The sequence below is a fragment of the Pseudoalteromonas thalassia genome (assembly GCF_049257215.1).
GTDB classification, from domain to species: Bacteria; Pseudomonadota; Gammaproteobacteria; order Enterobacterales; family Alteromonadaceae; genus Pseudoalteromonas; species Pseudoalteromonas lipolytica_C.
This window is the reverse complement of the sequence record NZ_JBMMUE010000021.1, coordinates 52,854-76,542: the sequence shown is the minus strand read 5'-3', so window position 1 is coordinate 76,542 and position 23,689 is coordinate 52,854. Positions and strand designations below refer to the sequence as shown.

Sequence of the window (23,689 nt, the reverse complement as noted above, 5' to 3'; positions counted from 1 at the left end):
TGTGAACAGACCTGAAGCTTTCAGCGCCATGAATTCGATAAATAGCGGTCCAATATCGGACCTGCCTATCTGTAACATTAAATCTGTTACTTACCGCCGAAGAGCTTTCAGACAAAGCGAGTTTAGCTATTTTGAGCTTGAATGCTCGGTGATGTTTGGACATAAAAAGACCCCCAGTAATTGGAATGTCCAACTATTGGGGGTCACTTCATTATGCTCGGTTTTTTTATGTTTGATTGACAGGTTAGATGATTTTTAAGCAAGCTGAGTTAAATGTAATTCCTTTTACAAAACAGATTTTGAAGTTAGCTCTCACATTTGACTACTTAAGTAACCAAAAACAATAACTAAAAACTGAAAACCAATGTAGCAAAATGTACATACTATTTTATATTTCATTCAATATGTTAGATTTAATTGATAGGGGATCATAAGCAATTTTTAACAGTGTAGACTGGAAAATAATTATACAAAAATGTAGGCAAACGATATGATCGCACCTGTAAGCGTTAAGAGTAGGCTATTGTTAGTGTTATATAGTTGCCATAACTGTTTTTAATTATGGTATCGAGGTGAATCAAGTTAATGAATAAATTGTTTGGCTTAGTATGTTGTTTAACTGCATCAACTGCGTTTGCGCAGGCTGATGATAAACAGCCGCAATTAATTAAAAAGTCGACAATTCATGCCAGCATTACGCTGGGCTATGGGGGAATCGAAAACCCTGTTCTTGATGCTGATGATATTACTTCACCAATTTTACCTAGCTTTGCTTACTATGGTGATAATTGGTATTTCGACGATTTTTCTATAGGTTACAGCTTAATCGAAACAGAGAGTTTTTACGTTGATTTACTTGGCCGATTTAACGATGATGGCTTTTTCTTTGAATTAGATGGCATAGATAAGCTTTATGCTGTGGGTGTGATAAGATCAAACAGTGGCCGACCTACCATTCCTACCGCTTCACCTATAAATTTAACGCCAATTAAACGTGATCTATCATACATGGCGGGCTTATCATCTGCATTGAATGTATACGATAACATCTGGCTTAGCGCAGCATATGTGCATGATGTAACCGCTGTGCATAATGGCTACGAAATTTTGTTTAATGGTTATCAAGCATTTGAGCTGCTTTCAGGAGTCGCAGGTGTTGAAATGGGCCTTACTTATAAAAATGAAGAGCTCATTGATTACTACTACACAGTTGCACCTACAGAAAGTAAAACCCGTGTATTTGATTATGACTTACAAAGTGCCATCAATTATTACGTAAAAATTAGCTACGAATACCCAATTAACGATAGTCTAAGTTTAGATTTCAAATTAAAGCACACTTGGTTTGATAGTAACTTAGCTAATTCAACGATGATCCATAAAAATGGCTATTTTTCAGGTTTTACTGGGATTACTTACCACTTTTAGGCCAGCGAATAGTGATCCTCGCCCCGCCAGTTTCTGAGCTATTAGCTAAGCTAATTTTACCGCCATGCCAGCTAGCGATACGATGGACTATATAAAGTCCTAATCCATAACCACTGGCCAGCTTATCACCTTCACCTTGTTTAAAAGGCTCTATTAAGGCATCGGCATTTATTGGTAAACCGGGGCCATCATCTGTAATGCTTATAGAGTAATGGGCTGCTTGTTCTTCACTACTTATTTGGATAGTGTGTTTTGCGTATTTTGTGGCGTTGATCAGTAAATTTTGCACTGCAATAGCCATAAAGCTCGCTTCACAATATGCAGTATCTATTTTTAACTTTGCAATAAATTGGAGCTCTTTATACAAATCGAACTTAGCAATTTCACAATTGATTAGCTTAGTTAAATCAACTTTATCTTGATTAAATACACTTTGTTGATGCTCTAAGCGAGCAAACGATAAATACTGCTCCAAACGCAGTTCAATCTCATCGATATCGCGTTCTATTTGGCTACTTTGCTCTGGTTCTACGTCAGCAATGGATAAAGCAAACCGCATACGTGTAAGGGGAGTGCGAATTTCATGCGAAATAATACGTGATAAATCATTATGAAGCTGAACGAATTTGTTAATGCGTTCAGACATGTGAGTAAAGGTACTAGCAAGCGGTGCAATCGACGAGTTAGGCTTAATATCAAGCTCGATCCGCTGCGGTTTTTTACTGAATTGGTACGCTGCGCGCTGTAACGAGCTTAAATCACGAAACACGGGACGAATAAACACTAGGATCATAGCGCCGAGTAATAGGTAAAAAGCAAAGAACGCAAACCAGTCTGTTTTGGTTTGTGAAATCAAAGTGATCGGGCCTACTTTTTGAATAGTTCCATTACTGCCTTTGAGATACACAAACTGTTGATTATTTTCGACCACACTAATAATGCCATCGTTTTCGAAAGTAGTTTGTAAAGAACTTGGTAACACTAACTCATTTTGGTTTAAGGTGCTGATCCGTGAATCTTTATTTTCGGCGATTTGTGTAAGCTCATGGACGCTGAGTTGTATACTCGGCTCATGCTCAGAAAAAAATTCATTATACAGCTGCCCAAACGCAAGAACTAAAGCGATTAGACTCACTGTGATGATTAAATATAATTTAAAAAACTGCTGCTTCATTAATGCGAGATATCCAAGCTGTAACCTTTACCTCTTACTGATTTTATATCAAGCGACTCTTTATGCTCGCTAATCGTTTCTTTTAGTTTCTTTCTTAAGCGGCTGATTTTAAGGTCAATAGCACGGTCTAACCCGTCGTATTCACGACCAATGACATGTTTAAATAAAACTTCACGGGAAACAGGTTGCGGACTGTTTTTAGCCAAATAAGCAATGATCTCGAATTCACTATCGTTTAGGTTGAGTGCTTTACCTTTAAAAAAGATATCTCTTTTCTTTGAGTCAATCCGAAGTAGGTCATACTCATTTGAAAAGCTATCTTGGCCGATGGTATGAGCTATGATTGTTTTTATTTTTGCCAGCAATAGCTCAGGTTTAATAGGCTTGACAAGATAGTCGTAGGCTCCGAGATCTAAGCCTTTAATTTGTGATTGCACAGAATCCAGTGCCGTTAGAAAAATGACAGGACAACTGTACTTTTCTTTCAACTGAGAAATTAACTCAAAGCCATTGCCATCCGGTAGCATAACATCACATATGATGAGTGAAGGCATGAAGGTGATGTCGCTGTTGCGATAGGCCTCAGCAGTATTAAACACATCTATGGTGTAGCCATGTTTTAGTAAAAACTTTTGAATTAAACTTGCTAGTTTCACATCATCTTCAATTAAAAAAATATGCTGCATTATAAACTCCAGCCAAAACGCCGTTTTATGCGGTAATCTTTAGCTTCGTAATTTGCTATTGAAAGTAGTTGTTTTTTTACAATCTGATTGCTCAATGGGTTTACTAATTTAATAGTCAGTGGGTGCTTTGTTTTAATATTAAGCTGTTCAACAATTAGGCCATTTTGTGTGTAGCACTGGGTGTACTGAGGGCGTTGAGTTACTTCTAAACATAACTCATCAAAAGGGGCGATGCGAAAATGAACTTGTATTTTGAATTCACATGCTTTTTGTTTTGCTTCAGTGACACAAACGGTGGGAGATACTTTAAAAAAAGGCTGATTAGAAAACTCTTCACTCAAACACAGCGACGAAAAAAAGAAACACAAAAGCAGCAATGCCAAATATAATCGTTTGATCATTTACGCACATCTCTGATTTTTAATAGTCTTTTTTTCAAAGTAACATTAACCGTCGAACGTTGATGTAACCAACTAGCACTCATTTGAGTACTTATCTTTGCCGCTTATTATAATTATTATTTATACAACCTAAATGGTGATTACACGATAAAAAACACAATTATCATACCTTATTTATTCTTTGAGCTACAAATAGCGGGATCAACTGCTTTAGATGTATTCAGCTTGTCAGATTGAGTCATTTATTTTGATTCATTAGTGTGTTGTTTTATCAAGAGAAGTGAATGTTTATCTAGTTTAAGTTAATAGTTTTTCACTACAGGCTTGTGAGGGGAAGTCTTTATTATTCGCATGGATTTGTTAATCACTTGCTACAAATTGATACAATGTTGCAGTGCTAAAATTTGCTTTATTATTTTCAGTAACTTTGCTTAATTTTAACAGATTCGACCTCTCTTTATTTTTTTTCTGGTAGTATAGGCAGGTTATAAGTAGTTTAAGCAGTGAACAAATATGTTAAGTCCTTATTATCAGCAACATGCTGATTATGTTTCAATCTCGCGTGAGCAAGGCTGTCGTTTCGCCAAGTTAGTGGCTGATGATTTCAATCCATTACACGATAAAGACGCTAAAAAGTTTTGTGTACCGGGCGATTTACTTTTTTCGCTGGTTTTAAACCGTTATGGCATAAGTGAAAAAATGGAATTCACATTTGCTGGTATGGTTGATGAAAATTCAAAGCTCACTTTCCCTGAAGGTGCTGATGAGTTTGCTATTACTGATGGCGAAAAAGTCATGCTAAAAGTGAAACGAGAAGGGGCTGTTAGCCAGTGCCCTGAGTTAACAAATAGCTTAATTAAAAATTATGTTGAGTTTTCAGGCACCACTTTCCCGCATGTGATCATTCCACTAATGGGTAAGCAAGACGTGATGATTAACCCCGCGCGCCCAATGGTGATTTACGAGTCAATGCTAATCAACCTTGACCGCCTAGATATCAGCTCACCTGAACTGCAGTTTGCTGAGCCTGATTTTGAATTTTCAGGTAAGCGCGGCAAAATTACGCTCCGCTTCAACTTGTTAGAAAATGGCGAGAAAGTAGGTTCAGGTGAAAAGCACATGCTTGTTTCTGGCATTCGTGACTATTGCCAAGCAACCGTTGATGATTTAATTAGTTTTTACAATCAGCGCAAAGAATCATTAAAACCAGTGTGATTTTTTCGGTTGATAGAAAAGGCGCTAATTGCGCCTTTTTTGTTTATTGTGTTAAGCGTACAATAGCGCTTTTATAGTAAACGTACCTCATATCATGTCAGCAGCGACCTTTTCAGAGTTAAATCTTGCACCAGCGCTTTTAGAAGCATTGCAAGCCGAAAATTATCACACCCCAACGGCTATTCAAGCGCAAACTATTCCTCTTATTTTGGCTGGTGCTGATGTAATGGGCAGCGCACAAACGGGTACTGGTAAAACAGCAGCATTTGTTTTGCCTTTATTAGATAAGCTATTGTCCTTAGAAGCGCTACCAAGTGCCGTCAAAGTGCTTATTCTTACGCCAACCCGCGAACTTGCCCAACAAGTTTTTGCAAGCGTAGAGCGCTACGCTGCGCACACTGATATCAAAGCCGCGCTTGCTTATGGCGGGGCTAGTATTGGTCCGCAAATTAAAGCCATTAAAGGGGCGCAGGTTGTAGTTGCAACGCCGGGACGCTTACTTGATCACCTGATCAAAGGCAGTATTAAACTCTCAAGTATTAGCACCTTGGTATTTGATGAAGCTGATCGCATGCTTGATATGGGTTTTATTGATGAGATTAAACGCATCTTGCGTCATGTGCCAAAAGAGCGCCAAACCTTACTTTTTTCAGCCACATTTGATGACAGTGTTTTTAAACTCAGTAAGCAGTTATTGAATGATCCTAAATTAGTTGAAGTGAATAAGCGTAACTCAGCCGCGGTTGAAATTGAGCAGCTAGTTTATGCAGTTGATGAAGATCGTAAGCGAGAGTTAGTTTCTCATATGATTGGCATGAAAAATTGGCAGCAAGTACTGATCTTCACTCGCACTAAACAAACAGCTGATTTGCTCGCTAAAGAAATGTGTAAAGATGGCTTAAAAACAGAGTCTATCCATGGCGATAAAAGCCAAGGAGCGCGTGATAAAGCACTACAAAACTTTAAATCAGGTGCAACAAGGGTGCTGGTAGCAACGGATGTTGCGGCGCGTGGTCTTGATATTGCTTCACTAAAATATGTGATTAACTATGAGCTGCCTTATGTGGCTGAGGATTACGTACATCGCATTGGTCGCACAGGGCGTGCGGGCGAAAAAGGCGTTGCGATGTCATTAGTTAGCATAGATGAGCAGTGGTTACTGGACGAGATAGATATATTGCTCGACACAAGGCTCACGCCGCAGTGGTTACCAGGTTATGAGCCGGACTTAACAAAAGAGCCAAAACAGGTTCGTAAAAATACGAATAAAGCACGGCGTTCCCGCGATAAAAAACGTATTTTAGGGCAAAAAAGTAGGAGACGTTCCTAAATTTGGCATATATTTATACTATCCTCTGGCTAAAGATGAGAGTTTAGTATGTTAGAAGAGAATAAATGGACGTTTCGCCGCGCAGATAAGCAATTCTCCTTAGCAAAGTGGCAGAAAACAATAGATCTCATGACTGAGCTGTTTTCTGCACCCGCGGGCTTTATAGTCCACAAAACTGATAATGTTTATCGCATTATCGTCTCCAGTGAGCAGCAAGAAAACCCCTATGAGGCGGGGGCCGAGTTAAGTGCTGACGATAATATTTTCTGTAAAAAAGTACTGCGTGATATGGCACCGCTGTATGTTGATCATGCTAGTCAAGACCAACAATGGGATGACTGCCCGCTAGTAAAAGATGGTTTCGAGTCTTATCTTGGAGTGCCTATTAGCTGGCCAAGTGGTGACCCGTTTGGTACTTTTTGCGTAATGGATTTTAAACAAACCCATTATCAACAGAGCTTTTTAGAATTGATAGAACAGCTTCGCGATATGGTCGAAGATGACCTTGCGCTTTTAGACAACTTCACACAGATGCGTGAAATTGCCATGCTCGATTCACTGACCAATATTTATAACCGCCGTGCAATTGACCTGCTTTGCCAACATAAATTGAATATATCGAAACGTCTTGGTTTTGACATTAGTTGTTTATTTATCGATATAAATAGCTTTAAACCACTCAATGATACGTATGGCCATGAAGTGGGCGATCTCGCGCTGATTTGTTTAGCTGACACCATGAAAGAATGCCTACGTGAAAGCGATATTATCGGCCGCTTAGGCGGTGATGAGTTTATTGCCTTATTGCAAATCCAGCCCGGTGATTGCATCGATAGTATAGCTGATAAACTTAATACCGCTTTTCAGATAAATTTAGAAAAGCGGGGCATTCCTGTCACAAGTTTAAGTATTGGCTCAGGGGTAATAGCTCAGCCAAAAGAAAATTTTGCTGAGCTATTAAAGCGGGCAGATGAAGATATGTATGAGAAAAAGCAAGCCTCGAAGGCGGCACGCTAAGCTATTTGCTTCTCAGCTAGGTTTAATTCCATGATTGCTTTTAGTAAACGGTAAAGATTGATTGATGCATCAATTTCTTCTTTACGGTTAGTTAAGCTCTCAATATTTAAACCTAGCGGTACATCTAAATGTGCGCAGCTTTGTAAAATTAAGTCGAGATTTTCACGGCAGATGCGCACTGATTCGCTTAAAGTATTTGCAGCATCGAGCATACGGTACTTAGTTGCCTCGGGTACAGAAATACCCAACCATTCCATAAACTCTAAAGTTTTTTCACCACCACAAGGGGTAAACGTTAAAATAATGCGTTTTGGTGTTGTGCCTTGTGCTTTACAGCTACGAGCATAACTGGTGATCAAGTCTATTGTCGCTTGGGCATTATAGACGGCTTGCGAAATAAAAAATTGACAGCCTTGCTGTGTTTTTTTAAGTAGTCTTTCATGCTCATTTCGCTTGCTCGCATGGCGCTCAGCAATCGTAACACCACCTAAAAATACATCACTATCTTGCTCTGCTAAGGTTTTGTATGCATCAGGTAGGCTTAATTTGATATCACCATCAGATGATGGACTACCGACTAGCACTAAGTTTTTTAACTCAAACTCATTTCGAGTTTCGTTTAGCCATTCGGTAAATTCAGCTTCGCCACGCTGGGCAACACTTTTATAGGTGATAACATCTTGCTGAGATAAGTTACGTAATAACTTAGAATACTCACGCGGGTCGACAGTCTCTTTGAATGGGAAAGGGCGCGGAATCGCTGTACGGCTGCTTTCATCTTGAATGTCATAAATGATTACACCATCGTATTCAATTTCGTGTAAACGGCCAAGAAGCTTCTTCGCAATAGTTTCTAGTGTGGCTTTATCTGTGCCTGATTTTGGTGGTGTAGTACCAATTAGGTAGACGCCTTGATTGGTGTCTTCAATTTTCTCTTGTAGTGATAAAGCCATAATCCTCATTCCAGCTCGTGCTCATGTCTATGACAAACAATATAGCAGCCATTTAGACGTCTAGATAGATTTTTTTCATGAAAGTTTTTCAATGACTATGAATTTTACTCATATTGAAAGCCGAGCGTTTCGCTAAATTGACACACCTGTTTACATAAATTATTGCACTGGCTCTCATATTTTCTGGCACTTTGATGCATAATCAATCAGCAATGATCATGAAAAAAATAACTAACAAGGGAACATTATGAAATTTAGATTACTAGCAACCAGTGTTGCTGTAACGCTAGCACTAAGTGGCTGCGCGAGTAATTCGCAGTCAACTATGGTTAAAGAAGTCGAAATTGAGCAGCTAGCAAGCCAAGACGATAGCCGTGTATTCAGCCAAGACTACCTTTTAGAAGAGCTTGATAATGGCCTTCGCGTGATGGTGGTAAAAACCGATTACCCAGATGTAGTTTCACTGCAAATTCCGGTATCGGTAGGTTCACGTAACGAAGTTGAAGCAGGTAAAACCGGTTTTGCACACTTCTTTGAGCATATGATGTTTAAAGGCTCTGAAAAATTCCCGCAAGATGTGTATTCAGATATTTTAAAGAATTCAGGTGTTGATAATCGCGCGTACACGACCAACGATTACACTAACTATCACTTAAACTTTTCAAAAGAGCACTTAGACAAAGTACTCGAAATCGAAGCCGATATTTTCCAAAACCTCACATACAGTGAAGAACAGTTCCGTACTGAAGCGCTTACTGTTAAAGGTGAGTATCTAAAGAATAATGCCAGCCCAATTCGCAAGTTACTTTCTGCTGTTCGTAACGAAGCATTCGAGAAGCACACGTATAAGCATACCACGATGGGCTTTTTTGAAGACATTGAAGCTATGCCTGATCAAATGGCATATGGTAAAGAGTTCTTCGCTAAATTTTATAAACCTGAGTATGTATCTTTAGTCATTGTTGGTGATGTTGATCCACAAGAAACCATGGCAATGGTGAAAAAGCATTGGGGTAACTGGAAAAAGGGCGATTACCAAGCAGATATTCCTGTTGAGCCAAAACAACAAGCTGCAAAATATGTACATGAAAAAAATGATGGTTTACCAGGTCACTGGTTGCTTGTGTCTTACAAGGGCACGGCATGGGATCCAACCCAAAAAGACCGTGCAGCCCTTGATTTAATCTCGCAGCTTTATTTCTCTAACAACTCGGCACTTTATCAAGAGCTTGTTGTTGATAAACAAATTGCTAGTCAAATGTTTACCTATAACCCAGATACTAAAGATCCGGGTTTATTACATGTGTTTGTAAAAGTCGAAAACGAAGCGGACCTTGCTAAAGTCCGTGATGCTATTAACCGTACTTATGCACAAGCACGTACTGAGTTAGTTGATGCACAAAAGTTAGCGGATTTAAAATCAAACCTAAAATACAGCTTTATTAATGGTCTTGATTCATCGCAGTCAATTGCGTCAACGCTTGCAAGCTACATGCATTTTGAGCGCGACCCTGAGGTTATTAACCAACTGTACGCAACTGCTGATAGCATCACTCCTGAAGATATCAAAGCGGTAGCAAACAAGTATTTTGTTGATTCAAGCCGCACTACTGTGACAATGTCGGCGCTTGATAAAGTGGCTGGTTTTGAACAAGAGGTTGATTTAAACGCGCTGGTTGCAAGTATTGAACAAGCCCCAACAGAACGTCACTTTAAAGTACTTGATAAAACCAATAGCTCACCTTTAGTTGATGTTAACTGGTTATTTAATACCGGTGCAGCAGCTGATCCACAAGGGAAAAAAGGTTTAGCTGCACTCACTGCTGCGATGTTAGCGCAAGGTGGCTCAGAAACTATGAGCTATAAAGATATTCAAAAAGCCTTATACCCATTGGCGGGAAGCTTTGGGTATCAAATCGATAAAGAAATGATTTCACTACGTGGCCGTGTGCACAAAGACAATGCAGCGAAGTGGTACGCACTTGTTAGCGATCAGATGTTAAACCCTGGCTTTAGAGAAGATGATTTCAAGCGTCTGAAAAAAGAGCTTATCGATAGCATTAAAGCAGGCCTTAAAGCATCAAATGACGAAGAGTTAGGTAAAGAAGTGCTTTATCATCAGCTTTATAAAGGTCACCCATACGAAAGCTATAACTATGGTGATTTATCAGACCTTGAAGCGTTGACACTTGACGATGTGAAAGCGTTTTATGCTAAGCAGTTTACTCAATCAAAATTAACGGTTGGTTTAATTGGTGCTATTCCAAGTGAAGTTAAATCAGCAATGATGAAAGATCTAACTCAGCTTCCACAAGGTAAAGAAAGCCGCTTAATGATCCCAGATGCACCAGCACTAAAAGGTCATCATGCGACTATTGTTGAAAAATCAGCGCAATCTACCGCTGTATCATTTGGTTTCCCAATCGATACTATTCGTAGCAGCGATGACTGGACAGCGCTTTGGTTAGTTCGCTCTTACTTTGGCGAACACCGCAGCTCAAACAGCTTCTTGTATCAGCGCATTCGTCAAACACGTGGTATGAACTATGGTGACTACGCGTACATTGAATACTTCCCGCGTGGTATGTTCCAAACAAAACCTGATGCTAATTTAGGTCGTTCAGAGCAAATTTTCCAAGTATGGTTACGTCCGCTTCGTTCTAACAACGATGCGCACTTTGCAACGCGTACGGCGTTATTTGAGCTTGATAAGCTAATTAAAAATGGCATCAGCAAAGAAGATTTTGAAGCGACTCGTAACTTCTTAATTAACTTTGTGCCACAAATGGTTGCAAGCCAAGATCGCCAATTAGGCTATGCGCTTGATAGTGAGTTCTACAACACTGAGAGCTTTGTTGACTATGTGCGTGGCAAGCTTGAAAAGCTAACCCTTGATGATGTTAACCGTGTTATTCGCGATAACCTGCAAACTGAGAATATTCACTATGTGTTTATTACTGGTGATGGCAAAGACATGCAAAAACGCCTAGCCTCAGAGCAAACATCACCTATGGTGTATAACGCTGAAAAACCAGCAGAGCTTGTTGCTGAAGACAAACTGATTGCTGACTATAAACTTGCGATACCTGCAAAAAATATCAGCGTACTTGATGTTGAAAAGGTATTCCAATAACCGCTATTCAATGCCCCTAGTTAGGGGCATTTTGCTCACAATGTCAGTTTGTGTTTGTGCAACAACTAGCTTGTTTCGACCTGTTTCTTTTGCTTGATAAAGGGCTTTGTCAGCCATGTCAATTAACGTGGTCGCATTGTCTAAAAAACCAGGTACTAAAGTTGCTAAACCAATACTTACGGTTAGTTGTTGATTAAGCAACTCTTCAATATGTAGCTCGGTTAATTGCGTCATAAACCGAGAGAGTAGTTGATAGGCCTGCTCGCTATGTGTGTTACCCAAAACTAATACAAATTCTTCTCCCCCGTATCTTGCACATAAATCACTGGGTCTGCGGGCAAATTGTGTAAGCAAGTTTGCTAGACTTTTTAAGCAAATATCGCCGACTAAATGGCCAAAGTTATCATTAAGCAACTTGAAATGGTCAAGATCAATCATGGCAATAGAAATGGGCTGTTTTAAACGTAAACAGCGACTCCATTCTTGTTCAAAGAAATTGTCGAAATGGCGACGATTCGCAAGTTGAGTAAGGCCGTCAATGTGAGCGAGCATTTTTAATTGCTGTTCTGCTCGCATTCTTTCAGTAATGTTTAAGTGACTAATAACGACATAGCGCTGTGATTGATATTCTAGTGGTACTGCACGCATCAAAAACCAGCGGCTTTCAGTATCACTGTGGCAAGGGTATTCTAAATAGTATTCTTGCTGTTGATTGTTGATGACTTTTTGTAGGCCTGCGAGTGCTTTTATACCAAATTCGTCACCTTGTTTTGCAGCTGATTCACAAATTGCTAAATAGTTTTGTTGGCGCCACTGCACGTCACAACTGCAATTATTATCTTGGCCAAAAGTCTGCCAACTGCGATTAACAAAGATGATATCACCTAATTCATTGATAACTACGATATGCTCAGAGATGCTATCGAGTATTAATTTTAAGAATTCTTTTGACTCAACCACATTATTACCCAGCCAATACCACTTATGTAAGATTAGCAACAAATGATAAGTTTTCACTGTTATGATCGTAAAAAATAATCCGAAATAGTTAGCTTTCTGTGCTGCTGCTTTTTAAGAATATATAGTTAGCTTTCTGTGCTGCTGCTTTTTAAGAATATATGGATACGTCTGATAATAGCGAGGAAGGTGGCAAAACGTATTTTAGAAAATTACGTCGTTTTGGGATGCAGCTTCGTGTCAGAATCAAGCCCGAGGCTCAACTCTGACAGAGAACTTATTAAAATAAAGAGGCAATTTTCACGGCAATGCCGCACAATATTGCTACTTTCATAAAGGCAATAAGTGTTGCATAGCCACGTTGTTCCTTGGTCATTGGCTGCTCCTAAAAAATAACTAATACCGTCGCCATACCAAGGGCAAAACTAATAAACGAAGAAGCCGCTACGATTGCAGCGAGATTTTGCTTACTCACTGCGTGTGTTGCGCTTTGTTCAGATACATCGTCATCGAGTTTAATTAGCTCACCTTGGCGTACTTCAAACACTGCGCATAGGCTCATGGTGGTTTCTTTTGATGCCGCACCTTCTTTTTCAACTCGCTGAATGGTACGTAGGCTTACATCACAGGCATCGGCCAATTGCTGCTGCGTCCAATCGAATTTAAGTCTAAGCGTCTTGATTGTATTGGGGTTCAGCTGCATCAGTTACTTCCCAAGAAACGGTTCAATGAAAGTAACGACTGCGTAACCAAATATTGCACCACCAATAAAACAGCCTAAGGTAACCATAGCCACTTGTTTTGGGTTATCAGTAAGTGCGGTTTGTGTGCTTTGTTTTACTAATTTACCAGCTTTGTAAAACGAACATTCAAGCTTGCCGGTTAGTATATTTTGCATCTCAAAATCGACAGCATAAGCAGTATCTTGGTAGTTAAAGTCGTGATGGCTTTTAAAGCCGAAGCTGCGCTTTTCACTAACCAATTCGTCGTTTACATATATTTGTTCTTTACCGCTCATGATGTGACCAAAGCATGCGATTTGGTTATCACCATCTTGAAAGTAAAATTTATAACCTAGTTTATGTGAGTTTAGTACGTCGTTTTTCATCATCGTTTCCTTGTTAAGTTGATGATGTAAATTTAATGATTATTTTTGTTTTTTACGCCGTCAGCGATATGCCAGTGCCTATTTTGGCATATGACAGGTAAGATGTCATATGTGTTTTGTTATTGAAATATAAGAAGTTTAATTTAATTGTTGGCTTCAGCTCTGAGTTTGCTTCTGTCATATGAGATAGCCTTAAAACTCCCTTAAAATGAGCAAAAAGTGGTTTTGCTACTCTGGTTATTAGATATAACCAGAACAAATAAACAACGGGTTAGTACATCTTGCTACAAATCCGTTAAACTTAAGCCTTAGCAGTTAGGTACAACCAGAAAGGCAATATTATGCGTCATGAAATTTGGCAAAAGCTCCGTGAAGAAGCAAACGAAGTCGTTTCCCGTGAACCGCTTTTAGCAAGTCACGTTTATTCGTGTGTGTTAAATCATGAATGTTTAGGTTCAGCGCTGAGTTTTATTGTTGCTAATAAACTCGCTGATGCGGTGGTTTCGGCGTTTACTATTCGTGAATTATTCGACCAAGCCTTTGTTAAATGTGACTTAATGCTAACGCATGTTGCTCATGACATAAAAGCAGTTAAAGATCGCGACCCTGCAGCCGATAGTTACTTAACTGTCATTCTTAATCTAAAAGGCTTCCATGCAATTCAGGCTCATCGACTCGCAAACTGCTTATGGCAACAAAACCGAAAAGAGCTTGCTCGCTTCATTCAAAGTAGAACCTCAGAGGTTTTTGGCGTTGATATCCATCCTGCTTGTAAAGTTGGCCATGGTATTATGTTTGACCATGCAACTGGGATTGTAATTGGTGAAACAGCGGTTATCGAAGATAACGTATCGATTCTTCAATCAGTAACCTTAGGTGGTACAGGTAACGAGCAAGGTGATCGCCACCCTAAAATTCGTGCCGGCGTATTAATTGGCGCGGGTGCAAAAGTACTGGGTAACATCGAAGTAGGTGAGGGGGCGCGTATTGGTGCCAATTCTGTGGTGCTGAGTGCGGTTCCAGCGCACACTACGGTTGTTGGTGTACCAGCTAAAGTTGTGGGTAAACCAAGCTGCCCTTGCCCAGCAGAAAGCATGAACCAAAACTTTTTAGATGATGGTACGACTACCGCTAGTAATGCATCGCACACCAGTGCTATGTTGTAGTTTTACACCAATAAAGTGCAATGGAATTGTCTAAATTATCTTTTGGATTAGCTGTTACAGCGTCATTTATTTGTGGCGCTGTAACCATGTCATTTTTTCAACCTGACCCACAACATCAGCCGCAAACTTATCAGCAAGAATTTGTTGAAATGCAAACAATGGAAGCCCCAGAGCAGCAAGCCACTGCTGTAGAGCCTGTTATTAAAAAACAAGTCGCTGAAGTTAATTCAGATAGTTCAGTAGCTGTTAGCAAAAGCGAGCTTGAGCAACAAGTCGCAGAGCTGAAGTTACAGGTCGAAAACCAACAAGCGGTGATTGCCAGTTACCGTTCAAGTGCGATACCTCCGCAGCAAATCAACTCACATCTAGAGGACCTTTATACTTTATTAGAAGAGCAATCTCGAGATGAGGCGTGGGCTTACCAAATTGAAACAGCCATGAGCGACTTTTTAATTATGACAGACTTACCCGTGCAGCCAGAATTGAGTATCTCTAGATGCAAAAGCTCAGTTTGTCAGTTTAAACTGCTGCAACCTGAGGGGGTTGATGAGTTGCCAAGCCATTATTGGCGTAACATGACCGATAAAATGGTGGAGCAAAGCTGGTGGAAGCAATTTAAATTTACTTCCACCACCTCAAGTGACGATAGTCTAACCATTATTGCAAGCGCGGAGTAATTTTATACAACTTTTGATTGCAGTTGACCATCGGCAAGTTCGGTAGTTATAAGCTCACCAGAACTTACATCGTTAACCGATTTTACCACCCCACCTTGTTGGTTTTTAGTAATGCTGTAACCACGCGCCAACACACTGAGCGGACTTACAGAATCTAAACGACTCGCCTGTAATGAAAGCTTGTTTCGAGAACCTGAAAGCTGTTGTTGCATTGCCTGTGTAAGCCTAGCATGTAATTGCGTCAGCTGATGCTCGCTCTTAGCTAGCTGCTTTTCAGGAGAACGTTGCATTAAGCGTGGTTTTAAGTTAGCAAGTACTCGCTCACGCCGCTGAATTTTATTATTCATCGCGCCGTGTAAGGCTAAACTTAGCTCATCTAGTTTTTGCGCTTGTTGATTGAGTTGATTACGCGGATGACAAAGCTGTAAGCGGTGCTCAAATTGCGTTGCGGTACTGCGTTTTACTGCTAATGAATGTTTAAAGGCATGATTTAAGTGTCTAACTAACTGCTTAACTTTGTTGTGCAGCTCTTCGCTGTTTGGGCTAACAAGCTCCGCAGCAGCAGAAGGAGTGGCTGCGCGAATATCGGCGACATAATCACTAATCGTGGTATCAACTTCGTGACCGACTGCGCTAACGATGGGTAAGTGACTAGCAAAAATGGCACGAGCCAATTGCTCATGGTTAAAGCACCACAAATCTTCGAGTGAGCCACCACCGCGACCTAATATAAGAACATCTACTTCGTTACGCTGGTTGGCGATGTTTATTTTTTCTATTAGTTGGCTATGGGCATCTGCACCTTGCACCATCGCTGGGTAAATCACGACTTCAAGCTGCGGAGCGCGGCGTTTTAATACAGTAAGAATATCGCGAATAGCAGCCCCTGTGGCAGAAGTGATCACCCCAACACGATTTATATTGGTTGGTAATGGCTTTTTGTGGGCTGAGCTAAATAGGCCTTCTGCAGCTAAGCGCATTTTAAGGGCGTCAAACTCTTGTTTTAGTAAGCCTTCACCGGCAGGGGCCATGTGTTCAACAATCAGCTGATAATCACCGCGGGGCTCATACAATGACACGCGGGCGCGAACGGTCACTTGTGCACCATTGCTCGGGCGAAAAGTTTGACCGCGATTATTGCCACGCCACATCGCTGCTTTTACTTGTGCTCGGTCGTCTTTTAAAGTGAAGTACCAATGTCCTGAGGCTGGGGCAATAAAGTTAGAAATTTCGCCGTTTAATACCAGCGACGAAAAGCCTTGCTCTAAAACATGACGAATTTCTTTATTCAGTCGCGAGACTGTATAAACAGGCTGTGTTGATTGCGTGAAAGCCATTAAAAACCCCAGTAAAAAAATCTGTGTGTACTTTAACACAAATAAATGAATAATTTTATTTACTCGTGCCAACAACGCTGATAAAATTTGGCCGCAATTCCTTATACTCAGATCCACATGTGAGAAGTTGCACTATGCTAAGAATCGCTAAAGAAGCTCTTACCTTTGACGACGTACTTTTAGTACCAGGTCATTCTACTGTTTTGCCACACACGGCAAATATTTCAACTCGTTTAACGCGTGGTATCAATCTTAACTTGCCGCTAGTTTCAGCATCTATGGATACTGTTACAGAAGCTCGCTTAGCGATTGCTTTAGCGCAAGAAGGCGGGTTAGGTTTCATCCACAAAAACATGACAATTGAAGAGCAAGCTAAAAACGTACGTAAAGTAAAAACGTACGAAGCAGGTATTGTTTCTTTCCCTGTTACTGTGACTGCGGATCTTACAATTGCTGATGCTATCGCGCTTTCAGAAGAAAAAGGTTTTTCAGGTTTCCCTGTAACCGATGCTGACAATAACCTTGTAGGTATTGTTACAAGCCGTGATATGCGTTTTGAAACTAAGCTTGAACAGCCAGTTTCTACAGTAATGACGAAAAAAGAATCGTTAGTTACTGTAAAAGAAGGTGCAGACCGTGATGAGATTTTAGGTCTAATGCACGAGCACCGTATCGAAAAAATTCTTGTTGTTGATGATGCATTTAAATTAAAAGGCATGATCACTGTAAAAGATTACCAAAAAGCACAAGACAAGCCACACGCATGTAAAGATGAGCAAGGTCGTCTTCGTGTAGGTGCCGCTGTTGGTGTTGGTCCTGGTACTGACGAGCGTATCGCAGCCCTTGTTGAAGCGGGTGTTGACGTATTACTTATCGATACATCACATGGCCACTCACAAGGTGTAATCGACCGTGTTGCTCAAACACGTCAAACATACCCAGATTTACAAATCGTAGCAGGTAACGTTGCAACAGCTGAAGGTGCGATTGCCCTTGCTGATGCAGGTGTTGACGCTGTTAAGGTAGGTATTGGCCCTGGTTCTATTTGTACTACTCGTATCGTAACAGGTTGTGGTGTACCACAAATTACGGCTATTTCTGACGCAGTTGAAGGCTTAAAAGGCCGCGATATTCCTGTTATCGCTGACGGTGGTATTCGTTTCTCTGGTGACATCGTAAAAGCACTTGTTGCCGGTGCATCATGTGTAATGGTGGGTTCAATGCTAGCGGGTACTGAAGAAGCACCGGGTGAAGTTGAGCTATACCAAGGTCGTTACTACAAGTCTTACCGTGGTATGGGTAGCCTTGGCGCTATGAACCAAAAAGAAGGTTCATCAGACCGTTACTTCCAAAAATCGAACGAAGCAGACAAGCTTGTTCCTGAAGGTATCGAAGGCCGTGTTGCTTATAAAGGTCCTATCGCGACAATCATTCACCAACAGGTGGGCGGTCTTCGCAGCGCAATGGGCTTAACGGGCTGTGCAACAATTGAAGAGTTAAATACTAAACCTCAATTTGTTCGCGTTACTTCAGCTGGTATGGGTGAGTCACACGTTCACGACGTGCAAATTACCAAAGAAGCGCCAAACTACCGCTTAGGTTAATTACCTTAAGGTATTGAAATTACATGGGCTAGCATTTGCTAGCCCTAATTTATTGATCATCTCCCTTTGGGAGAGCAGTTCCTGACTAACGAGATACTCCATGAGCAAAGACATTCACGATTCACGAATTCTCATTTTAGATTTTGGTTCGCAATACACACAGTTAATCGCACGTCGTATACGTGAGATTGGTGTTTACTGTGAGCTATGGGCATGGGATGTAACTGAAGAGCAAATCCGCGAATTTAATCCACAAGGTATTATTTTGTCGGGTGGCCCTGAGTCTACAACACTTGAAAACAGCCCACGTGCTCCTGAGTATGTATTTAACGCAGGCGTTCCAGTACTTGGTATCTGTTACGGTATGCAAACAATGGCAACGCAACTGGGTGGTAGCGTACACAGCTCTGATAAGAAAGAGTTTGGTTATGCACAAGTTGAGAAAGTAGGTAACTGTGCGTTATTCGATGCTATCGAAGACCACATTACTGACGGCGGTGCTGGCGTACTAGACGTTTGGATGAGCCACGGCGATAAAGTAATGGAAATTCCAGATACTTTCAAAACTACTGCTAAAACATCAACATGTCCACATGCTGCAATGTCTTGGGAAGAGAAGCGTTTCTACGGCGTACAGTTCCACCCAGAAGTAACTCACACTCATCAAGGTCAACGTTTACTTGAGCGTTTTGCAATTGATATCTGTGGCTGTGAAAAGCTATGGACACCAGCTAAAATCATCGATGATGCTATCGAGCGTATTAAAGAAACTGTGGGTGATGATGAAGTTATCTTAGGCTTATCAGGTGGTGTTGATTCATCTGTTGTAGCTATGCTTATTCACCGTGCAATCGGCGACAAGCTAACGTGTGTATTCGTTGATAACGGTCTACTTCGTTTAAACGAAGGTAAGCAAGTTATGGACATGTTTGGCAACAAGTTTGGCCTAAACATTGTTAAAGTAGATGCTGAAGATCAATTCTTAGCAGACTTAGCTGGTAAGTCAGACCCAGAAGATAAGCGTAAAGCGATTGGTCATACTTTCATTAAAGTATTTGACGAGCAAGCTAAAAAGCTGAAAAGCGCTAAATGGTTAGGTCAAGGTACTATCTACCCAGACGTAATCGAATCTGCTGCATCAGCAACAGGCAAAGCACACGTAATCAAATCTCACCACAACGTAGGTGGTTTACCAGACGACATGGAAATGGGTCTTGTAGAGCCATTACGTGAGCTATTCAAAGATGAAGTACGTAAAATTGGCCTTGAGCTTGGTCTACCTTACGACATGCTTTACCGTCACCCATTCCCGGGTCCTGGTTTAGGTGTTCGTGTACTTGGTGAAATCAAGAAAGAGTACTGTGACTTACTACGTCGCGCAGATGCTATCTTCATCGAAGAGCTACACAAAGCTGAGCTTTACCACAAAGTAAGCCAAGCATTCACTGTATTCTTACCAGTTAAATCGGTAGGTGTAATGGGTGATGCGCGTAAATACGACTGGGTTGTATCACTGCGTTGTGTTGAAACAATCGACTTTATGACGGCACGTTGGTCACACTTACCTTATGAGTTCTTAGGTGTGGTTTCTAACCGTATCATCAACGAAATCGATGGTATCTCACGTGTTGTTTACGATATTTCAGGTAAACCACCGGCAACAATCGAGTGGGAGTAGACTTGGTTGTAAAAATCTAATCTAGTTATCTGTTTGTCTCGTCCTAAAATACGTTGACGGTTTTAATTGAAGGCCAGTAGCTTTTGCTCCTGGTCTTTTTTATGCACTTGGTTTGGGGTTTCCATGCCTAAACTCAAATGCGGCCTCATTTCATTGTATATTACTATTGATTCTTTGACGAGTTCACGTAGCTCTTTCAGGTTTTGGCATTTATAGAGTAAAAATTCTTGCTTCAATATGCCATTGATGCGCTCCGCCAATGCATTTTGATAGCAGTCATAGCCATCAGTCATCGATGGAGTAATGCCATTTTCATTAAGCTTTACTTGATATACCCGTGAGCAATACTGTAACCCTCTATCTGAATGGTGAATCGTACTGGATTGATACTGGCGATTAGCGATGGTCATATCTAATGCCTTAACCACATCTGTCGCCTTCATTTCATCACTGAGTTCATATCCCATAATTTTGCGACTATACGCATCAGTTACCAGCGATAGATAGTGAACACCTTGCGTTGATTGAACATAGGTTATATCACTTACAAATACCTCTTCTGGCCTCGATGGTTGTCTATCTTTAAGCAAGTTAGGATGCTTTTCATCCAATGTTTACTAAACGTCGTTTTTGTATAACTACGCTAAGGTTTAACCAATAAATGTTCACTTTTTAAGTAACTAAAAAAAGCATCTCGTCCTAAACTTATGCCTTGCTCTATGAGTTTGGGTTTCAGTAGAAAATATAATTTTCTTCCACCTAAACGCGGCATAAAGCGTCGTATTTCCAACATCATCGCTTTAACTGATGCAAGTTCAATAGCACACAATTTAGCTCTGCTCTTTCGTTGATATATTGCTTGTCTCGTTATCCCAAGCAGCTTGCAAGCACGTTCTAAGCTAACTATCTTTTGCTTTTGAAGGCTTCTTGCTCCTTGGCAATATACTTTTTTCTAAGGCTTGTCCCATGCTCAGCGTCAAGAATATTAACCACTTCATTGAGTAACAGGTTACGTAAGTGCTCATCTTCGAGCTCTCGTTCGAGACGCTTGATTTTTTTAGCGGGGCTTTCTTTGGCTTTAGGTGATTTAGGCATAGTCATCTTAGGTGATTGAGTCCAATCCATCTTACCGTGTTTTCTCAACCAAGTAAGCACAGTTGAGCGACCTTGTATGCCATAAATGTTTTGGGCTTGTTTATAAGTCATATCGCCTTTTTCTACAGCGTCGACAACTTGTAATTTAAAGCCTAATGAATAATCTCGTTGTGTTCGTTTGATCGGTGTATTATTTGACTTGGTCATAATAAGTCCTAAATGTGTAAACACATTTCAGGACGAGACAGCTAGGTCGTTCTTGTCAATCATCAGGGGCGGAACAGAGCCATTTTCAAATACAAGTCTGCGCTTGCATTGCGGAAGTCTGTGCGATTGATTGTTTTCAATTTCGCTGCTGTAAATGGAGGGATGCCACTCACTGATTTGATCAAACTCACGTAGTGTTCGCCAAACACGATGGACGTCAACCAGAATTGTGGCATTAAATTTTACGACTGGTGTACTTGTATCTTTAAATAGTTTTTCATTTACCGGTCATCTCCATAGACTGTATAATTGTTGTTCTCGGCTGTGGGAATATCACAGACTGAATCAGACGTGCTGCAATTTCCGATGCTGGGTTCAAGTGCCACCTTCTTGGCAAAAGAGGGGAGAGGACAGTGAGGGCAAATTTCAGCGCTATCTCCCCAGGACGTGATTCTTGCCTGTTCCCAGCAATAACACTAGGTCGCACAAATGTAAGAGAACTGAAGTTTTCCCGTTCAAGAGCCTGCTCCAGTTCTCCTTTAACCCTATTATAAAAAAAATACGAATCTGGGTTCGCACCGATTGCCGACGTCAGGGCAAAGCTTGAAGCCCCACGGCTTTGCGCAAGACGTGAAAACTCTAATGGATAGTCGTAATCAATTCGGCGGAGTGTGTCACGGTTTCCCGCTTTCTTGATGGTGGTGCCTAACGCACAGATAACGGCATCAACTTCCCATTCAGGCTCATAGGCACTAATATTTTCATAATCAATCTGTGGATTGATGAGTTTTTCTAGACTCGTGTCGAGCGATGGTATGGGAGTTCTTGTTGGTGCAATGATGGTGCTAAAAGAAGAATTCGCCAGTGCCTGACTAAGGACATGACTACCTACCAGACCAGTTGCACCGAGTACTAACAGGCGGATATCTTTTGCCTGTGAAAATGAAGTACTCACCTCACGACCTCGCCATTTTTTGCACAGCTTCATGCACTGGCGTGTCGCCTTCAGTTAGTTCAATAATGACGCGTGTCACAGAAGGTTGTTCAATGATTTCTGCTAGGGTAGCCGCCACGTCATCACGAGAGACGCTACCATAAGGGATAGCAAGGCCTGCACGGACATGGCCAGTACCAGGTTTGTCATCAAGGAGCCCCGGTCTCAGAACTACCCATTCTAACCCGCTTTCTGAAAGCGCCACGTCAGCCATTTTTTTTACGCGCATATAATTTTCAAAGCCGTCAGATATGAATTTCTCACGCGAGGCTTCAGGAAATGCGGACACTAGCAAAAAGCGTGATACACCAGCTATAAGCGCAGCAGATACCGCAGTTTTTAGCCCTTCTCCATCTACTGCATTGGTCATTTCCGGCCCGCCTTTACCACCGGCTCCAGCTGTAAATACCACCACATCATTGCCTTTAATATGCTCGGCAAGTGACGTTGCATCAAGTTCGGTGAGGTTTCCTCTCACAGGTGAAGCTCCGAGTTGACGTAATAGGTCATCCTTTTCCTTATTGCGGTTTAAGGCACGAATATGATGGCCTCTTTGAGAAAGTTGTTTACTCAAGCGCTGACCTACTTTGCCAGCACCGCCAATAATGAAAACCCGAGCCATAATGAATACCTCTCTTGTTTGTTATATGTAAAGTTGGTGCAACAATACCTGCTTGATATCGCTACTTAATCATAAATTTGAAATCGATATTTCAATGTTGATGTCTTTAGTTTCTTCTTTTTATTTATATTGCCTACTGCATATTTTATTTTTTCAGGTTACTGAAAAACTCTCGACGACTGCATTATCATGGCTGTTATCACGCAGACTCATACTCTGCTTAATATTAAGTGATTTAAGGTGCTTTTTACTCTTCCGACTTAAATGTTGATACCTTCTTCGGAGTGCAAGTGAATCGACGATTCTAGCTTTCTTTTCCATTATGTAATGGTGATGGCTGATAAAACAAGGCCTTCGGTCATATGTGATGACATAGACCAGTCAACGATATTGTGAGCATAGAGAGCTATCGCTAATAACAAAAAGCCTTCGTTCGTATGAATGTAAGTGATGTCACTGCTCCAGCATTGATTAGGGTCAGAAACTACAAATTCACGGTTAAGCATATTCGCTTGTTTCTGGCTACCTATTCTAATCATTACACGATATTTAGTCTAACGTCATTAACGTTTGTGAAAGTGGGAGGTTGTATGCAATTTTCACAGCTCTGCCTCTCTTTCGATATCTACTCCTTTAGCTTGTAAGGTAGCAATATCACGATAGATAATTCTTACACTTATATCAAGCTGACTAGCTAGTTTCTCAACTGAGATTGGGTATTATAGCGTCGTAGTAGTTGAAGAAGACATAGAAGGCGTTGACTTCGGAACATTGCAAAAAATCATAAAATAAAGAATATGCCTAATGTATTAAAAGAGAATCAACTGGTCATTCAATTAAAAGATGTGTGAGTGACTTAATAATTTAATAGGTCCACTTCCTCAACTCCATAAACACGTACTGGAGG

The 23,689-nt window shown here is 40.8% G+C and carries 21 protein-coding genes and 1 pseudogene; 9 read left to right on the top strand and 13 right to left on the bottom strand.

Annotated elements, in window-relative coordinates; translation table 11 throughout:
* Window positions 1-585 precede the first annotated feature (585 nt).
* Entirely contained in the window at window positions 586-1,428 is an 843-nt protein-coding gene (locus AAEU31_RS18975; RefSeq protein ID WP_421968031.1) for a MipA/OmpV family protein, read from the top strand.
* Here AAEU31_RS18975 and AAEU31_RS18970 read toward each other — a convergent pair.
* From AAEU31_RS18970 to AAEU31_RS18960, 3 genes are read right to left on the bottom strand one after another with little or no spacing between them, the layout of a single operon-like run.
* Window positions 1,412-2,602, bottom strand: coding sequence for an ATP-binding protein (locus tag AAEU31_RS18970; protein WP_421968030.1), 1,191 nt, complete (start codon window positions 2,600-2,602; stop codon window positions 1,412-1,414). The two genes, AAEU31_RS18975 and AAEU31_RS18970, sit on opposite strands and share 17 nt — an antisense overlap.
* Window positions 2,602-3,288 (bottom strand): response regulator transcription factor, encoded by a 687-nt coding sequence (locus AAEU31_RS18965; protein WP_135925958.1) that lies wholly within the window; start codon window positions 3,286-3,288, stop codon window positions 2,602-2,604. Before AAEU31_RS18965 ends, AAEU31_RS18970 begins: the two co-directional genes overlap by 1 nt.
* Window positions 3,288-3,689: a DUF3019 domain-containing protein gene (locus AAEU31_RS18960; protein WP_135925957.1), complete on the bottom strand. Its 402-nt coding sequence runs from the start codon at window positions 3,687-3,689 to the stop codon at window positions 3,288-3,290. The genes AAEU31_RS18965 and AAEU31_RS18960 overlap by 1 nt, the downstream gene beginning before the upstream one ends.
* Before the next feature lie 513 nt (window positions 3,690-4,202).
* On the opposite strand from AAEU31_RS18960, the gene AAEU31_RS18955 reads away from it, so the two are divergent.
* From AAEU31_RS18955 to AAEU31_RS18945, 3 genes are all read left to right on the top strand, one after another.
* Complete coding sequence (locus AAEU31_RS18955) at window positions 4,203-4,904, top strand: DUF3581 domain-containing protein (RefSeq protein WP_421968029.1); 702 nt, start codon at window positions 4,203-4,205, stop codon at window positions 4,902-4,904.
* A gap of 94 nt (window positions 4,905-4,998) precedes the next feature.
* Entirely contained in the window at window positions 4,999-6,234 is a 1,236-nt protein-coding gene (locus AAEU31_RS18950) for a DEAD/DEAH box helicase (RefSeq protein ID WP_253038337.1), read from the top strand.
* Window positions 6,235-6,282: 48 nt separating this feature from the next.
* The gene (locus AAEU31_RS18945; protein WP_421968028.1) at window positions 6,283-7,251 is read left to right on the top strand and encodes a sensor domain-containing diguanylate cyclase; all 969 of its coding nucleotides are present in this window, start codon (window positions 6,283-6,285) and stop codon (window positions 7,249-7,251) included.
* Here AAEU31_RS18945 and AAEU31_RS18940 read toward each other — a convergent pair.
* Window positions 7,248-8,204 (bottom strand): methylenetetrahydrofolate reductase, encoded by a 957-nt coding sequence (locus AAEU31_RS18940; RefSeq protein WP_421968027.1) that lies wholly within the window; start codon window positions 8,202-8,204, stop codon window positions 7,248-7,250. The two genes, AAEU31_RS18945 and AAEU31_RS18940, sit on opposite strands and share 4 nt — an antisense overlap.
* Window positions 8,205-8,451: 247 nt before the next feature.
* Between AAEU31_RS18940 and AAEU31_RS18935 the strand changes: the two genes are divergently transcribed.
* Window positions 8,452-11,337 carry a M16 family metallopeptidase gene (locus AAEU31_RS18935; protein WP_421968026.1) on the top strand — a complete coding sequence of 962 codons (2,886 nt, stop codon included), beginning with the start codon at window positions 8,452-8,454 and terminating at the stop codon, window positions 11,335-11,337.
* A 3-nt stretch (window positions 11,338-11,340) separates the two neighbouring features.
* On the opposite strand, the gene AAEU31_RS18930 is transcribed toward AAEU31_RS18935, so the two are convergent.
* The 3 genes from AAEU31_RS18930 to AAEU31_RS18920 all read right to left on the bottom strand — a co-directional run bounded on the left by AAEU31_RS18930 (window position 11,341) and on the right by AAEU31_RS18920 (window position 13,402).
* Complete coding sequence (locus AAEU31_RS18930) at window positions 11,341-12,354, bottom strand: sensor domain-containing diguanylate cyclase (protein WP_421968025.1); 1,014 nt, start codon at window positions 12,352-12,354, stop codon at window positions 11,341-11,343.
* Between the two features lie 325 nt (window positions 12,355-12,679).
* Complete coding sequence (locus AAEU31_RS18925) at window positions 12,680-12,997, bottom strand: helix-turn-helix transcriptional regulator (RefSeq protein ID WP_135925951.1); 318 nt, start codon at window positions 12,995-12,997, stop codon at window positions 12,680-12,682.
* A 3-nt stretch (window positions 12,998-13,000) separates the two neighbouring features.
* Window positions 13,001-13,402 carry a hypothetical protein gene (locus AAEU31_RS18920; RefSeq protein WP_235403601.1) on the bottom strand — a complete coding sequence of 134 codons (402 nt, stop codon included), beginning with the start codon at window positions 13,400-13,402 and terminating at the stop codon, window positions 13,001-13,003.
* Between the two features lie 341 nt (window positions 13,403-13,743).
* Here AAEU31_RS18920 and cysE point away from each other — a divergent pair, with 341 nt between their 5' ends.
* A complete protein-coding gene (gene cysE / locus AAEU31_RS18915) occupies window positions 13,744-14,568 on the top strand; it encodes a serine O-acetyltransferase (protein WP_135925949.1) in 825 nt (274 codons plus the stop codon).
* A gap of 86 nt (window positions 14,569-14,654) precedes the next feature.
* Complete coding sequence (locus tag AAEU31_RS18910) at window positions 14,655-15,245, top strand: hypothetical protein (RefSeq protein WP_421968024.1); 591 nt, start codon at window positions 14,655-14,657, stop codon at window positions 15,243-15,245.
* A 2-nt stretch (window positions 15,246-15,247) separates the two neighbouring features.
* Here the strand turns inward: AAEU31_RS18910 and xseA are convergent, their stop codons facing one another.
* Window positions 15,248-16,582, bottom strand: coding sequence for an exodeoxyribonuclease VII large subunit (xseA, locus tag AAEU31_RS18905; RefSeq protein ID WP_421968023.1), 1,335 nt, complete (start codon window positions 16,580-16,582; stop codon window positions 15,248-15,250).
* 134 nt (window positions 16,583-16,716) lie between these two features.
* Here xseA and guaB point away from each other — a divergent pair, with 134 nt between their 5' ends.
* Together guaB and guaA are read left to right on the top strand one after the other, a co-directional pair.
* Window positions 16,717-18,186 (top strand): IMP dehydrogenase, encoded by a 1,470-nt coding sequence (guaB, locus tag AAEU31_RS18900; protein ID WP_235383282.1) that lies wholly within the window; start codon window positions 16,717-16,719, stop codon window positions 18,184-18,186.
* A 100-nt stretch (window positions 18,187-18,286) separates the two neighbouring features.
* Complete coding sequence (gene guaA / locus AAEU31_RS18895; RefSeq protein ID WP_421968022.1) at window positions 18,287-19,864, top strand: glutamine-hydrolyzing GMP synthase; 1,578 nt, start codon at window positions 18,287-18,289, stop codon at window positions 19,862-19,864.
* A 62-nt stretch (window positions 19,865-19,926) separates the two neighbouring features.
* On the opposite strand, the pseudogene AAEU31_RS18890 reads toward guaA, so the two are convergent.
* From AAEU31_RS18890 to AAEU31_RS18870, 5 genes and pseudogenes are all read right to left on the bottom strand, one after another.
* Window positions 19,927-21,166, bottom strand: a pseudogene (locus tag AAEU31_RS18890) (IS3 family transposase).
* A gap of 277 nt (window positions 21,167-21,443) precedes the next feature.
* Entirely contained in the window at window positions 21,444-22,154 is a 711-nt protein-coding gene (locus AAEU31_RS18885; protein WP_421968021.1) for a Rossmann-fold NAD(P)-binding domain-containing protein, read from the bottom strand.
* The gene (locus tag AAEU31_RS18880) at window positions 22,123-22,782 is read right to left on the bottom strand and encodes an SDR family oxidoreductase (RefSeq protein ID WP_421968020.1); all 660 of its coding nucleotides are present in this window, start codon (window positions 22,780-22,782) and stop codon (window positions 22,123-22,125) included. The genes AAEU31_RS18885 and AAEU31_RS18880 overlap by 32 nt, the downstream gene beginning before the upstream one ends.
* 320 nt (window positions 22,783-23,102) lie before the next feature.
* Window positions 23,103-23,321, bottom strand: coding sequence for a hypothetical protein (locus tag AAEU31_RS18875; RefSeq protein ID WP_421968019.1), 219 nt, complete (start codon window positions 23,319-23,321; stop codon window positions 23,103-23,105).
* Between the two features lie 60 nt (window positions 23,322-23,381).
* Window positions 23,382-23,450, bottom strand: coding sequence for a hypothetical protein (locus AAEU31_RS18870; RefSeq protein WP_421968033.1), 69 nt, complete (start codon window positions 23,448-23,450; stop codon window positions 23,382-23,384).
* Window positions 23,451-23,689: the final 239 nt, after the last annotated feature.